10 protein-coding genes and 1 pseudogene are annotated in these 16,143 nt (G+C 37.7%); 6 read left to right on the plus strand and 5 right to left on the minus strand.

The genetic code is table 11. The annotated features are described in order from the left end of the window. Nucleotides 1–279: 279 nt before the first annotated feature. Nucleotides 280–1,140, minus strand: coding sequence for a pirin family protein (locus tag H4J73_RS03845; protein ID WP_259366743.1), 861 nt, complete (start codon nt 1,138–1,140; stop codon nt 280–282). Nucleotides 1,141–1,327: 187 nt separating this feature from the next. On the opposite strand from H4J73_RS03845, the gene H4J73_RS03850 reads away from it, so the two are divergent. From H4J73_RS03850 to H4J73_RS03860, 3 genes and pseudogenes are all read left to right on the plus strand, one after another. Continuing rightward, a complete protein-coding gene (locus tag H4J73_RS03850) occupies nt 1,328–2,230 on the plus strand; it encodes a LysR family transcriptional regulator (protein ID WP_182179813.1) in 903 nt (300 codons plus the stop codon). 333 nt (nt 2,231–2,563) lie between these two features. Beyond that, complete coding sequence (locus H4J73_RS03855) at nt 2,564–2,893, plus strand: DoxX family protein (RefSeq protein ID WP_259366744.1); 330 nt, start codon at nt 2,564–2,566, stop codon at nt 2,891–2,893. 174 nt (nt 2,894–3,067) lie between these two features. Then, nucleotides 3,068–4,059: pseudogene (locus H4J73_RS03860) on the plus strand (glutathione S-transferase family protein). A gap of 406 nt (nt 4,060–4,465) precedes the next feature. Here the strand turns inward: H4J73_RS03860 and H4J73_RS03865 are convergent. After that, complete coding sequence (locus H4J73_RS03865; protein WP_182179811.1) at nt 4,466–4,783, minus strand: nidogen-like domain-containing protein; 318 nt, start codon at nt 4,781–4,783, stop codon at nt 4,466–4,468. Between the two features lie 439 nt (nt 4,784–5,222). Then, nucleotides 5,223–5,627, minus strand: a complete 405-nt coding sequence (locus tag H4J73_RS03870) for a hypothetical protein (protein ID WP_182179809.1) — start codon at nt 5,625–5,627, stop codon at nt 5,223–5,225. 114 nt (nt 5,628–5,741) lie between these two features. Here H4J73_RS03870 and H4J73_RS03875 point away from each other — a divergent pair, with 114 nt between their 5' ends. The 3 genes from H4J73_RS03875 to H4J73_RS03885 all read left to right on the plus strand — a co-directional run bounded on the left by H4J73_RS03875 (nt 5,742) and on the right by H4J73_RS03885 (nt 10,657). Further along, nucleotides 5,742–6,080 carry a helix-turn-helix domain-containing protein gene (locus H4J73_RS03875; RefSeq protein WP_182179807.1) on the plus strand — a complete coding sequence of 113 codons (339 nt, stop codon included), beginning with the start codon at nt 5,742–5,744 and terminating at the stop codon, nt 6,078–6,080. Next, complete coding sequence (gene nudC, locus H4J73_RS03880) at nt 6,077–7,096, plus strand: NAD(+) diphosphatase (RefSeq protein WP_182179805.1); 1,020 nt, start codon at nt 6,077–6,079, stop codon at nt 7,094–7,096. The genes H4J73_RS03875 and nudC overlap by 4 nt, the downstream gene beginning before the upstream one ends. 252 nt (nt 7,097–7,348) lie before the next feature. Continuing rightward, nucleotides 7,349–10,657 (plus strand): DEAD/DEAH box helicase, encoded by a 3,309-nt coding sequence (locus H4J73_RS03885; protein WP_182179803.1) that lies wholly within the window; start codon nt 7,349–7,351, stop codon nt 10,655–10,657. A gap of 100 nt (nt 10,658–10,757) precedes the next feature. Here H4J73_RS03885 and H4J73_RS03890 read toward each other — a convergent pair whose 3' ends face one another. Then, nucleotides 10,758–11,363, minus strand: a complete 606-nt coding sequence (locus tag H4J73_RS03890) for a PEP-CTERM sorting domain-containing protein (RefSeq protein ID WP_182179801.1) — start codon at nt 11,361–11,363, stop codon at nt 10,758–10,760. A 45-nt stretch (nt 11,364–11,408) separates the two neighbouring features. Next, nucleotides 11,409–15,353 carry an ExeM/NucH family extracellular endonuclease gene (locus H4J73_RS03895; protein WP_182179799.1) on the minus strand — a complete coding sequence of 1,315 codons (3,945 nt, stop codon included), beginning with the start codon at nt 15,351–15,353 and terminating at the stop codon, nt 11,409–11,411. Nucleotides 15,354–16,143: the final 790 nt, after the last annotated feature.

Here is a 16,143-nt window from a genome sequence, read left to right on the forward strand (position 1 = left end):
TACCTAATTAATTACTACTGACTATTGTATCGGCAGGTTTTCAATTTTATTAACTTTATAATGTTAAAAAAGTGAATGAATTACCCTCTATAGGTAAAGTTAGTAACTCTACTCAAACTTAAAACAGCACCTTTGGGGGTTAAAATACCTAAATATTTATATGCTAGAAAATATCCCCTATCAGCTGTTCAATGATAAAGAACTTGGCCAAACGACTATATTTTTACTCCAAAAACTCGAGTGCTAGCTAAAGTAAACGTAATGCTTCATCCTGCCCTGCTAAAATTTATTGTTTCGAAAATCACTAAATGCTTGCATAACTTCGGCCTCGGTATTCATTACAAAGGGCCCGCCTCTAGCAACAGCTTCATTAAGTGGCTTGCCTGATATCAGTAAAAACTGACTCATTTCCGATGATGCAGTAATTGACACCAAATCACCTTTAGATAATAATCCAAGATGATTTTGAGGAAGGTTTTTACCCGTACTACCTACCGAGATGCTCCCTTTAATAACAAAAATAAAGGCATTGTCATCAATAGGCAGGGTTTGTTCAAATATCGTTCCTGCGGGTAAATGCACATCCATATAGGTAGGTTTAACATGGTTATTAATAACTGGACCAACAGTTCCTTTATTCGTTACCCCAGCAATAATCCTTATTTCACTACCATCGTCACCGTATTCCATTGCTAATTTATCCGCGGGAAACTCCTGATATACCGGCTCGGTCATTTTATGTGTTTTAGGTAAATTGACCCAAAGCTGAAACCCTTTAAGCAAGCCAGATTCTTGTTCAGGCATTTCAGAGTGTACAATGCCTTTTCCTGCCGTCATCCATTGCACACCATTCGCAGAGATAACCCCTTCATTACCTGCACTGTCTTTATGGCGCATTCTCCCCGCCAACATATAAGTAACGGTCTCAAAACCTCTGTGTGGATGTTCTGGAAAACCACCAATATAATCATTGGGTTGGTCAGATTCAAAAAGATCGAGTAGCAAAAATGGGTCAAGCATATTCAGCACGTTGTTGCCAATAAAGCGCGTAAGCTTTACGCCATCGCCATCTGAGCCAAGTTGTCCTTGAGAGAGAGATGACAGCTCTCGCATAGTGATATTTACAGTCGCTTGAGTCATATTAATGTACCTTGTTAATTTTGCTGTAAGTATAAGTATATCGCTAAGATAGTTCTTAACTCTCAGTAGATAATTCAAACTTGATAGACACATAATAATTGTTTACATTACGAGAATAAACACCCGTTAACTAAAAACATAGTTTACCAAAAAGAAACAATCGTTCTTGAACATAAGTGGAGATGATATGGGACAACTTGAAGATATGTATATATTTTTGCGTGTTGTTGAAACAGGCAGCATCACCAAAGCAGCTGAGCAAATGAATATTGCTAAATCAGCAGTCAGTAAGCGACTCTCTTTGTTAGAGCAAAAACTTGGCATTAAGCTGATCAATCGCACCACTCGAAAATCGAGTATTACAGAAGCGGGACAGCGTTATTACCATCGAAGTAAATTAATCGTAGATGAAGTAGATGAATTAAATAGTCAAACAACAAGCAGTAATAGCGCATTAGAAGGAACATTAAATATTGCCGTCCCGTTATCGTTTGGACTCACTCATCTTGCTCCAGCACTTGATTTATTTTTACAACAGCATAGCGATTTAAAATTAAATATTAATTTTTCAGATCAAAAAATAGATATCGTTGAACAGGGAGTTGATTTGGCCTTTCGCATTGGTCAATTAGATAATTCTACTTTGCAAGCGCGAAAAATTGCCCCGATAAAACATGTGTTATGTGCGAGTCCTGATTACTTAGTGTTACATGGAAAGCCAATAACACCAGACGATTTAAAACAACACAGCGTTATTAGATATGGTAGTTCTGAACAAAGTGGTATCAAACTTCTCAGTAAAGAGGGGCAAGAACATATTGTGCATCTTGAACCCAATATTATCGCAAATAATGGCGACTTTCTAAAATCACTCGCTGAATCGGGTCACGGGATCACCTATTTACCCACGTTCATTGTGTGGCAATCACTAGCCACTCAAACATTAGTCCCCGTGTTAGAGGCATATAAACTCCCTACCATGCATGCTTATGCCGTTTATCCTCCCAACAGGCACCTGCCATTTAAAGTGCGTAGCTTGATTGATTTTTTGGTTGAGCGATTTGGTGATAATCCCTATTGGGATCAATAGGGGTGAAGTTGAGGTGTTTTGTTTAAACACAGACAAAACACTACCTTTTGAAAGTCAGCTAAACTAGCTTTACGCCATCAAAATAACCTTTTTATCACTATAAACACCACCACCCTCTTTATATTTATGACTGTCTCTATATACGTGATCAAGTAACTATCAGTTTTACCCATCTAATTATTGTCAAAATAAGAACAAATACTTATTTTTTTATGTTTGTTCACTTTTTAATTACGAATAAGATAGCCTCATCAACAAAGTAAGTCACTTTACAAAACGCCTAACGTTGATAAATAACATGAACTTTCACTCAAATATATGAGGAGATTTACAATGAATACCTTACAAATTTTTGCAGCCCCAACGGGACGTTTCTTGTTAGCTGTCATGTTTTTTATGTCTGGAATAACAAAAATATCACAATATGTCGGAACACAAGGTTATATGGAAGCAATGGGCGTGTTGGGGGCTTTATTACCTTTAGTTACTTTGTTCGAAGTGTTGGGTGGTTTAGCGATTATTTTAGGATGGAAAACAAAATATGCTGCCATTGCTTTAGCCAGTTTTAGCATACTTTCAGCAATACTCTTTCATGCCGATTTTAGTAACCAAGCAGAAATGACTAACTTCATGAAAAATATTGCTATTGCGGGTGGCTTTTAACCTTATTTGTTTATGATCCAGGAGTTTTTTCTCTAGATAATCCACGTTTAAAAACACACTTAATTAATATTAAATAAAGACGTTATGCTATTAATGAGCAACTAAGCTAAGGGATGATGGCTTCATTCCTCTTCACTTGGCTAACGTTTTAATCGAATAATTAAGGAGAGCACTATGAGACTATTAGTTGAAGGAAAATCGCAAAACCAATGGTACGACACAAAATCGAGTGGTGGCTGTTTTGAACGAAAAGCCCCCAGCTTTCGTCACTGGAACACCAAAGATGGTCGTGCTGGAAAATGAGGTATTGCCGGCTTTAAAGCAGAGGCTAATCGTTACCATTTATATGTATCGCTGGCCTGCCCTTGGGCGTATCGCACCATTATTTATCGCAAACTTAAAGGTTTGGAAAACATCATATCCATGTCGATAGTGAATGCGTTTATGGGTGACGAAGGCTGGACATTCGCACCAGGTGACGGTGTGGTAGCTGATCCCATTTTGAACGCAATTAACGTGCATGAAATCTATACCAGAGCGTAAGTTGATTATACGGGGCAAGTAACCGTGCCTATTTTATGGGATAAAAAACCAATACCATCGTTAGCAAGGAATCTCCTGAAATTATACGCATGTTTAATTCAGCATTTGACGACATAGGGGCCTTGCTGGGTGACTTTTCACCACCAGAGTTATTAGCTGAAATAGATGAGCTAAATGCGTTTATTTATCCAACCATTAATAATGGTGTATATCGCGCTGGCTTTGCTACAACACAAACCGCTTATGACGAAGCGGTGGTCGAAGTCTTTGATGCACTAGATACCTTAGAAGTACATTGAGAAAATCGTCGTTACTTAACGGGTAATACGATAACAGAGGCTAACTGGCGATTATGTACAACCTTAGTGCGTTTCGACAGCGTTTATGTCAGGCATTTTAAGTGTAATTTACGTCGAATCGTCGACTACCCAAATATTTAGGGTTACTTACGCGACTTGTATCAAGTGCACGGTATTGAAGAAACTGTCGCAATGGATTAGATCAAGGCACATTACTATGACAGCCACGAAACGATTAATTCAACCCGTATTTTACCGGTAGGTCCTCATATAGACTTTAATATGACCCATAATCGAGAATTGCTATCAACATTGATTAAGTAAAATTGCCGTACTTGATGGAATATAATCAACCATGTTCTGGGTGACTCACCAATGTTTTGAGGTTGTGTAAAGTAAAATAAGAGTCATTGTTAATAAGGTTGGGTAAATCGGTTACCTGATAGACCGAGCAAATAGCGCAGAGCACAACAATATCAATAATCAACACAGGGATTTTTTCTGAATTGAATAACTTTTACTTAATAGTATGAACAATAGTCCTTTTTATATATTTGAATATCTATCGGCAAATGATTAAAGAACTCATTAGGAAACCTTACTAACATTTTAATGCCTATTAATTTATACGTTATTTGCTTCAACATTGTAATAAAATTTATCATTTGTTCTAAAAAGGAGTGACTATACTTTTTATTATTAATTTAGCTTTAAAGGTAGGAGGGGGACTTTATAAACATACAATGACAAGCAATAAAAAGCCCACTAAACCCAGTAAGCCTAAACACAAAATTGCGAATATTGTAGGCTCTGGAACGTCTGTTGGAGGAGCAATTTGACCATTTCTAACTTCAAAACGATATAAATCAGCAACACCTACATTTAAAGTACCGGTTAAACCTAACATTGCTGCTTGATTTTCTGAGGCATTTAATTCATTGAAATCGCTACCATTACCAGAACTAAAGCCCAAGCAAACAACGGTTCCGCCTAAACCATTTGAACCACCACTTGAATTACCTGTTGTCCAGTTAAGATCTTTCTTCATCTTCTGAGAAGTTAATTAACGCTGGTTTTGAAGAAGGGAATAATTTAGCCTTTGTGACGAGGGAAAACCAAAACATCAATAAGATAATCAAGGGCAGAATTGACTTTGTTACCTTTAGTCCTGTCGAATTGGAATGGCGATTAAAATTGCTTACACCGGAGATAAACGTAAATATTTTTGACCCCGTCTACCTACTTTCAGGCGAGCTTGAATATTATTTTGCACATAAGTAAAAAAACATCAAATAAAACAATAGTCCAATTACAGGAAGCATTAGATAAAATCAAAAAAGATAGCCGTTATCAAACACTTTAGAAAAAATATATGGAATGATTTTTAACGAGATTCTCTAATTTTTTTCTCCTGCGCATCTCATTTCAATGGGATAATACCAAGACAACAATTTATTCAGCACTGACTTACCACGGTAAGTAAAACATTATTGTTGGTGTATTAAACCAGTGTCTTCTCTTTCAAAACCATGGCATAGATAACCACTTACTGGCCGTTTTTTCTTTGCTATTTGATAGTAATGTTCATAACCAACAGAGAAGGCAAATGGGTTTGCATTGTAGTCTGCGTAAGACTGATCACTCCCATTTTTAGCCTCTCTAGCGCCAGCAGCAAAAGAGCTTAAAAAATCATCTCTGTTATTGATCAAGATGGTTGTTGAGCTGCTTACTCCTTCAACAAGTACCAGCGCGCCTAATTCAGCATATTTATCAACAACTGCGGCATTGAAGTTGCCACTGTATTGTTCAGTTTCAATATCATAAGAAACGGCAGAAGCATCTGTGGCTTCCATTAAAGAGACGAACAACTCTCTTACTTTTTTTGAAATCATAAACTATTCCTTTTCAGAGAATTCGTTATCTACTTATGTACTGCATTATACTCACCACTAGCAATATCGCTACTAATATTGTAGCATTGTTATATTGGTTATTAAGGAGAAATTATGTCATTACCGATACCCGGAGAGCAAGTTAGAGGCTCTAAAACCGGTAAACCTATTATGGCGTTACTCGATTTACTGGGTCGAACATGGGCATTGGGTATTGTTTGGCAGTTAAGCCAAGGAAGTGCAACATTTAGACAATTACAGCAACGTTGTGAGCAAATTTCACCAAGCCTTTTAAACACCCGTTTAAAAGAATTAAAAGTTTTACAACTCGTTGAGTCAACGCCAAATGGTTATCAATTAACGCTAACAGGGCAAGGATTGTTTTCAGTGATTTCTCCACTCGGAGAATGGTCCCTGCAATGGGCTAGCCAAATAAAAAAGGACGATGTATGAGTTTAACATACGCAAATATGCCGCTCGACCGGTGTAGTAATCAACGTAAAGACAAACGCTGGCTAACATCAGAATTTAATCATCAAAAAACCTTGTTTTGCGTTATTAACGACGGCATGGGCCTTTTTTCTCATGATGATACTTTTACCCCGATTTATTTAAATCAATCTCAGCTTGATAATTTAACGATTGAAAGTTGCATTTATTTAGGTAAAGGGACTCTGGGGAAAGAGTCTACGTCAGACGAACCTACCAGAAGTATCTCATTGTTCACCGTAGATTTTGAAAAATTACGTTTTTCAACCCAAGCGCAATTACTTAATCTAGGTAAGTGGCAAAAACTTCGTGAAGCGACACCAAATTTAACTGTTATAGATGTGTCAATTCAAGCGTTAGCTAAAGCTTTAGTTTATTGGCATACAACACATCTTTACTGTGGTAAATGTGGCAACGCCAATCGATCTGTTTATGCAGGACACGCTAGGCGCTGCACTGAGTGTCGTAACATGTCATTTCCCCGTACAGATCCCGCGGTAATAATGCTTGTTGAGCATATGTTTCCTGATGGTATCGCTCGCTGTTTATTAGGCCGACAAGCCAGCTGGAAAGCTGGGATTTATTCAACATTAGCCGGTTTTGTAGACCCGGGTGAAACACTAGAAGAAGCCGTAATAAGGGAAGTTTTAGAAGAAACAGCTGTAGATGTTGAAAATCCTCAGTATATAACGTCTCAGCCTTGGCCATTTCCCGCTTCAGTGATGTTAGGCTTTACTGCAGTTGCGACCTCTACCTCTATTGATATTAGTGAAGACGACTTAGAGGATTGCCAATGGTTTTCTAGAGAACAATTAGCCGAATTTTATGTCGGTGCTCATGCTCCCAATAAAACGGGTAATATTACCGAGACTACTCTAGATAATAATGAAGAAAAGCATGAATATAGAACAAGCAGTGGTGATTCTATTTCATCTTATTTAATCACCGCATGGAAAAATAGAGAGATAGGTCAATATTAATGTTGGCTATTGATGAACTTTACTTAAAAATATTGTTATTAATGACAAGTATTAAGACAAATTGAAGGTTTTAATTCTCAGTGATACTATTGAGATGATATAATAAATGATCAGCTCTTAGCAATAAGTCCTGAAAATGCTATTGCAGTAATGTATATTTATCATCCTCTTGATATTTTTATTCTATCAAGAGGAGATAAAACCTAATTTATCCATTTACACTCTATTTGAATTCTGAATAATTAAAAACTTATGGCTACAAACACTTTTACACCTGAATTACTTGAAAAACACTTTACCAAAAATGAATGGAAAAAAGGAACACGCATTTTTCAGGATAAAGGTATTAAAACCTGCGCCCTTGATGGTGAAATAATTCGGGGAGTCGTATTTAGTGAGCGCTCTCGCCAAAGCAGTTATTTAACGCGCTTAGTGTTAAATGTTAAGTATGATGGTATGGCCAGTTATTGTGATTGTTACATAGGACGTGACTGTAAACATGGCGCTGCCCTCGCGCAGTACTTTATTCATGAACACTTTGACCAAAATAGTATTGCCACCTCTGAAAAAGTAATTGATAAATGGCTTAGCCGCTTTCAAGCTCAGCCAAGTAGATACCAGCCCAACAGTCAGCAAAAATCATTATTATACTTTTTAAAACCCAACAGCTATAACGAAGACGACTATTTTACTTTAGGTATAAAATCAGCACGCCCAAAAAATAGTGGTGGCTGGAGTAGCTCGCTTGGCAGTGAATTTTCTGCAAGCTCGTTAATAAATAGCGCTTATGCCAATAACGACGATGTTGCTGTACTTACTGAACTTATCCGTACCAATCAGTATGGCGATAACATTAAGTATTTTGATTTATTCGAGCGCATTATCAAAACTAATCGCTGTTTTTGGCAAACAAGTTATGATCTTAACGAGGCAATAACTTTAGGTGAGCCATTAGAGGCTCAGTGGCAATGGTTAGCGCTTGATAATAAATTACACACTTTGCAGCTTGTCTTTATGCAACCTTCAGAAAGTATTCTTATTATAAAAGCACAACCTCTTTGTTATTATGATGAACAAAAAAATTGCTTTGGAAAGATTAATACCAATACTCAGTGTAATTTTGAAGCAGACCTACTTAATTCACCTATTTTTGAAGAAGACAAATTACCCTGGGTCATGAATAAGCTGTCTATGTCTTTAGGTGATGCTGTGCAGCGCTTGCCTAAACCCAAAACAGAATTTTCTCAAGAATTAACAAAACCTGAAGTGTATTTACACTTTTCTACTCCACGAGAAAAAGATCCGCAGTCAGGCTTTGTCAAAGTTAATTTTTCTTATCAAGGCAACTTAGTTAATCCGCATAATGAAAATGTTACGGTTACACCTTCTAAGACAAGCGACATCGACACTAAGGTTAAATTGTATCGAGATTTAACCTTTGAACAGGCTGTTGTTGATAAATTAACCGGTTTAAAATTTACCCCTCAGCCCAAAGCTAAGCGTTACACGTTTACCAATGAAGACTACTTAAATAAAGATAAAACGCCTAAGTTCTCAATGCTCATGCAAGGTCGCTACCTTTGGCATCATTTTTTACACCAAGAAGTACAATTACTTAAAGATCTTGGCTGGAATATTAGCTTTGCTGATGATTTTTATTATAAAGCCCTCGCTACCGACAGCATCTTTGATGCCGAGGTCATTCAAACGGATGACCACGACTTTTTCTCATTGGGGTTAAACTTAACCATCGATGGTAAAAAAATGCCCGCGTTTCCTATTTTGCTTGGTGCTATTGAACAACTCCCAAAGTCGGCATTACTTGACCGAGAAAAAGAAAAGCTTATCGCGCCTAACTCCCCTATATATGTTGATCTCGAAAATGGCGATTTTGTTGCCTTACGCTATCAAAGTGTCCAGCCGATATTAAAACAGTTTATTGAATTGTTTATGCCTAATGCTTTAAATGAAAATGGCACAATGGAGCTATCGCGTTTTCAAGGGCATCAAACGTTATCCATGTTAGATGACCAAGGAATGATAGCAACTGGCACCACTAAATTAAGAGTATTGGCTGATAAACTAAGAGATTTCCAACAAGTTACCACAGTTCCGGTACCAACAGGCTTGAATGCAACGTTGCGAACTTATCAGCATCAAGGGCTAAACTGGTTACAGTTTTTACGAGAGTATCAATTAAACGGTATTTTGGCTGACGATATGGGTTTAGGCAAAACGATTCAAACCTTAGCGCATTTATTAATTGAAAAACAGCAAGGCCGACTTAACAAACCCGTCTTAATTGTTGCGCCTACCAGTGTTATTTTTAACTGGGCAAATGAAATAGAAAAATTTACCCCAGAGCTATCTTATCAAGTATTGCACGGTAGTAAACGCCAGCAACACTTTGGTTGCCTTGAAGGTGCTGAAGGTATTGAAAATCCGGTTGATATAATTATTACTAGCTATGCGTTAATTACTAAAGATTTAGCGCTCTATAATGCGCAAAGTTTTTATTACCTTATTCTTGATGAAGCTCATTATATAAAAAATACTAAAACTAAATTATACCAAGCTTTTTTAACCCTTAAAGCGCAGCATAAGTTGTGTTTAACGGGTACGCCTATGGAGAATCATTTAGGCGAATTCTGGGCTCAATTTAATTTTTTACTGCCGGGTTTTTTAGGTGGACAAAGACAATTTACTAAACTCTTTCGAACACCGATAGAAAAACACGGTGAACTTGAGCGTAAGCAGTTATTAAATCAACGTATTAAACCGTTTATTTTACGCCGAACTAAAGACAAAATAGCCACTGAATTACCACCAAAAACTGAAATAATTCAAAAGTTACGTATTGAAGGCCAGCAAGCTGAACTCTATGAATCAGTGCGCTTGGCGATGGACAGTCGCTTAAAAGATATCATTGCAGACAAAGGTTTAAAACGTAGCCAGATAGAAGTTTTAGACGCGTTATTGAAGTTAAGACAAGTCTGTAATCATCCTAAGTTACTGTCACTTGAAGGCGCTAAAAAAGTAAATCAATCAGCTAAGCTTGACCATTTAATGGAAACGCTACCGGAGCAAATTGCTGAAGGACGTAAAATATTAATTTTTTCACAGTTTACCAGTATGCTTGCTTTGATAGAAGAAGAGCTGGTAACCGCTAAAATCGACTTTGTTAAATTGACAGGCGCAACCACGAAAAGACAAGAAGTTGTTGATAAGTTTCAAGAAGGTGAAGTACCCGTATTTTTAATTAGCTTACGCGCCGGTGGCGTGGGCTTAAACTTAACAGCAGCAGACACGGTTATTCATTTTGACCCCTGGTGGAACCCTGCAGTTGAAAACCAAGCCACCGATAGAGCTTATCGTATTGGCCAAGACAAACCTGTTTTTGTGTACAAATATATTATTGAAAACTCAATAGAAGAAAAAATTCAAAAAATACAGCAAAATAAAGCTGCGCTTGCAAAAGCACTGTTATCTGAAGAAGTGAGTGATAATAAGTTAAGCTTAACTGATGATATTTTAAGCTCACTGCTTGCACCGCTTAGCTAGCCTCAAAGGTTAAAATAAAAAACCCTTATCAAAAAGATAAGGGTTTTAGTTAGTTCGCTGACTTATCGACAACCTAATGCCGATAAGTAAAACAAAGTGGTTAACTCATTATCTTTTTACGAACCAAGAAGATGAATCCCATTAGCATTAACACCATTGACGAAGGCTCTGGCACATCAATAGGGGTTGATGATGTCACTGAATACTCTTTGTTTCTGCTATTAATGTCAGAAAAGTCAATATTGAAATCATCCCATAATACGACATTTGATAAATCTAAAGATCCCAAACCATTACCGGCACCTACCACGTTAAAATCAACACTCGCTAATAGAAAACGGCTTAAACCATTTTGTACTGCAAAGAGTTCATCAGACCATGAGTAACTGGTTTCTGACAGCGTTAAACTGTTTGCCATCAGGTTAATAGGTGATTGAACACTAAATCCTGGGGCTGCATCAAGTTTATCGCCAAAACGCACGGCTGAATATTCAATCATCATATTATTCCATGAGACATCAAAACCAAAGCCACTCAGCATTCTTTGTAACGCTGAGGCGTCATCTTCAATCTCAGAAATAATAAAGTTTGCTGTTAGCACATCGCCAACTTGGTAGGTATTTTGGTTTAGCTCAACAGTAATTAATGTTGCCTGACTACTTAGCGAAACAAAAAGTGTTGTTAATAGTATGATTATTTTTTTCATGATTACGTCCTTTTTAATTATGTATTGAGTAACTTAAAATTATTTTTATTGTGTTGCACAGCGCGAACGCGTACACAAAGACATTAATGCTCTTCCATCACGACCATTTACTACGTTGTCTTGATTAAAGTCGTATTTAATATCGTTAAGCTCGCCGCTGCGGATCAGCATCGAGAACTCTCTAACATCATTTATATCAATATCACCATCTGCATCAAAATCACCTACCAGCTCAACTTGACTATTTAAGTTAAGTAAAACGATAACGGGATCATGGTCTGATGCTCGATAAGCATCTTCAGCAAAATATTTTGATAATTGCTCTGATGATTTAAATTCGGTGTTGTAATCGAAAATACGAGGTTCATCAGCGTTGATATGCCAAACCGTTGTATCAACGACTTGCCTAGCCAAATCATTACTGGCTAGTGCATGATCTAAGTAACCTATTTCACCACCAAAACTATAAGAATAACCTGCACTGCCCATATGCTCAGCGACCAAGTTATGGTAATTACTGGCTGTTATCGCATTGATTGGATCTTCTTTACCGTAAGCATTTAAGTCACCAATAATAAGAAAATCAGTATCTGCAGATCCCGTAGGGTTAGTATTTAACCAGGCTGCTAATGCGCTGCCTGCTTGAGTTCTCAGTTCATTCCAGCATCCTTGTCCATCACCTTGATCAAGGTTATTACCCGAAGCACTGCCACAACTGCCTTTTGACTTAAAGTGATTAACGGCAATCGTTAATGTTTCATCAGTCGCAATTTCTTTAAACGTTTGTACAAGCGGTTGACGATTACCAAAATCAAATGGACTCTGACTTGTCGTGACCGCATTACCGATTAAGGCAACGGTCGCTGGCTTATAAAGTAAACCCACAGTAATTGCATCACCACCGACACCAGCTTGATTAAGGCTAACGTAGTTATATGCTCCTTCACCTAACTTGAAATTTAACTGCGAAACAAGTTCAGCAATAGCACTAGTACTGGCAAAACCATCGTTTTCTAGTTCCATTAAGCCAACAATATCGGCATTAATTTCAACAAGAGCAGAAACAATTTTACTACTTTGACGGGTAAACTCTTCAAAAGTATCAGCCCCTCGAGCGGTTGGAAAACCTTGACCCTCACCGTCTCCATTAAAGTAATTGAGTACATTAAAGCTAGCGACTTTTAAAGAACCACCGCCGCTAATATTGGGTTGTGACGTTCTCGCATTACTCGCGCTAAATTGTGGTGTTACGGTTGGTAAAACACGGAAGGTACTGTAGCTATAGTCAATAACTCCGGTTAAGTTAGCAACGGAATCGCCTAAACGTAGCGTATTCTGATAACTTAACCCTGGCGCAGGAAATGCCACGTTATCAGGGTTTTGCGTATTATTCATATCGTCGAGGGTGATACGATTTCGGCTATTTTTATCCGCTAAAGCAATAGCTTGTTCACTGCCTGCGTTATAAATATTGGTAGGAAGTATCAAGCGTCCATTTGATAAGGTTAACTGACCAAAGCGTGCTAAGTTATATGTATCACTGACTTTTAATGTCTCAGAAAAACTAACCGCCATACCTTCTATTGTTTCCCAATAGTCGTTACTAATAACAGGTAAAGACACCATTGTCGCTTCAATAGATTCACCCACACCACAATCAACAAAAGGCGTGGTCGCGGTCAATTGTGTACGACCAAAATTTTCTTTAACGGTACCGTTTATTCTGACTTTATTACCTTGGGTAGGAAAGTTTGTAATATTACTAAAATAAACAAAAATGGCTTCAGAGGTTGTGGTATCAGCATCAGTGTCAACGGTTTCTTCTTGCACAAAGTAACCATTTAAACTTGGCACAGCAAAAGTAACGGTACCTTCAATAACCTTAACCTCGCCAATAACCGTTGAATCACTGCCGCTGCCTTGAATGGTATGAATAAAATCAGCTTCATCACCACACATACCTATGACAGGCGAGTCACCGGGCTCTGTAGTTGGTGGCGCTGATAGATGTACGCCTAAATTCTCAAAAGTATCTTTTGGATTTGACTGCCATTGGTCAGCTTTAATAAATTCATCTGTTCGGTCGCTGTCACCCGAGTTTACTGAAGCTAAACGAACTAATGAAGTATCTTTACCCCAATTTTGTCTAACGCCGTAAGTGCCAACATTATCAATAATGATATCGCCATGAACAAGTTCGATATAATCATCACCGTTGAAATTAATAGCACTGACAAAATGGTCAATATAAGGGATTAAGGTAGAGTCATCTGCGATTTGAGTTGAACCAAGTACTACAACATCATTGGCAAGTAACTGCCCTGTTAATGTATAGCTACTGGTGACAGACGGACTGCCATTAGCATAAAAGTTGAATTGGTAATCGCCTAAAGCAATCGTTTCATTGGTAGGGTTATAAATCTCTACCGCTTTATTATAGCCTGACCCTTCAACATATTCAGAGAAAAACAAATCAACGCCGGGTTCTACTGGATCAACCGGGTCTACCGGATCTACCGGATCTACCGGATCTACTGGGTCAACATTAGAACATGATGAACTATAAAGTGTTGAAATCCACTCAGGGTGGTCAATAAACGGGTTACGATTTCCTTGAAACTCATAAATTTTGTTATTTCGGTTAATTTCAAATTCATCAACAGGGTCTGCTTCGCTCCACGCTAAAAGCGTACATAATTTACCTAACTTTGGCTCACCACCAGAAGTTAGCATATCAACAACGTGTAAATCAGGTGTCACCGAGTCTAATCCGGCATAGCGCGTATCCATATATAGCACTATACGTGCAACATCACCTTTTACTGCCCCTCTTGGCTCAAAAGAATTACCGTCGACACGATTTTCTGGTGACTCTGGTAAAGGTGCGTCACTGTTATCAAAGTCTAAATTACCTCTTGATGAGTTAACCGAAATATCAGTAGGTCGTAAGTGATGAATATCTGAATAAGCACGTGCACTAGAACTTGGGAAACCATGGCTTTTTGCCCATACATGTTCGCGATTCCAGTTATCTGGGTTGGTTGATTGTGGACCGCTACCGTTTGAGAATTTTGCTTTAGAAATGCCACGGTAAAATAATATAACATTATCGGCGTTAAGGGGATCTTCATCGGTAACCGTTAAAGCGGTCCAGGCTTCTGAATAAGTTAATTGCTTATGATTGGCAGAAATAACATCATTGATGTTAATGCGTATCACCTCTGCACTTTGTTCAGAATTGATCGCATTAATAACGGGTGCATAATAAGTAGCATCATCAAATTCAGCTGCACTTGCTATCCGGCCCAAGTCCGGGCAGTTAAAGCAAGCATCAGTGACGAGGTTACTATCATCATTGCCTCCTCCATCGACAATACCCGAAGTAATAAAAACATCATCTAAACGGATGTATTCACTGCCTGAATTATTAGCCATCGACACTTTAACTTGCAAAGTGCTTCCTTCAGGAATGACTTGGGTGATGGTAACCGAAGTAAAGTCATCAATTAACGTATGACTATCATTTCCCTTACCTTGCCAGTTCTCTACCCTGACAAAGGGACCGTTATCTATAGCGTATGAAAGATCAAAAAAGTCTGATGATTCGTGATTTCCATTTTCCTCAGCTAAAACAGATAGCTGAATGTTAGTCTTTCCTTCAATGCGAATAGGCTCTGACAGCCAATCAACACGACCATCGACATCTCTTGCCTCAAGGTTGCTATTGGTTACTTTAAACCAATCACTGTTCGCCGTTAATTGAGCATTACTAATATCAATAGACCAACGCGTAACACCGCTCATATCAAGGGTATCAAACACGGCACCTTTATTATTTAACGGTGTGTCATTAAAATCTTCTGACCATAGTGTTTCGCCACTAAATGCACTATGAGTAACGAAGGTTGAAGCAACACAAAGTGCGATCAAACTTAAATTTAATTTACCATAGCCGAAAAATCGACTTGGCCTTGCCTGACTATTATTCATTCTATCTCTCCAGATTTATAATTACTATTAGCTAAAAAAGACGCCTGTTGGTTAAAGTTCCAACTTTATACTGAACGTCTAATGTTACAATTTTGTTATTTTCATATAATATTTTTGAAAATATTGACCAAATAGTCAACCATTAATTGCATAAAAAACAGTCACTCCTGCAAAAGTTATCCAAGTGGTCAGGTAGAACAAGGGATGTAGACTAATTTTATTTTGCAAAATATCAAAGAGTAAGTGAATAGCGTGTTATTAAAGAAGACAAAGGAAGTGAAAAAATATGAATAAATAAAATAGAGCACGATATGTCATTTCTCATCGTTAAACTGACGATAAATACGCATGATAAATTAAGGAGTAAAGTCGTTAACTGCCCCCCTCCATGTTAATCAACTATAAAATAGTGACGCGCGACTATGGTCACAAGAGCATATGCAAATAGTGATGGTTAGCCCCACTTAAAAAAATAATTGAATCAATCTTTATTTTATGCACGAGTTTTTGTATGGGTATTTAAAATGCCAAACAGCTTACTATGTATCAATCTACTATTCACAAACATTTAGTACAGAGCCCATTTTAACCTAGTACAACCTGTACGGTAACGCACAGAGCTAGAGATAATGAGACGATACAATTTGGTTGTAATGTAATTAGTATTCAATTATTTAATCGGTATCCCCTTTGACCGTGATCGTCTTAGTGATTGTTTTCGCTTAAGAGTGGGCCATTAATGTTGTTTGGTTAAAGTCAGTTGTGAAATCTAATTCATCAGTCAGGAGAA

The organism is Colwellia sp. MB3u-41 (assembly GCF_014076845.1).
In the GTDB taxonomy this organism is placed as follows: Bacteria; Pseudomonadota; Gammaproteobacteria; order Enterobacterales; family Alteromonadaceae; genus Colwellia_A.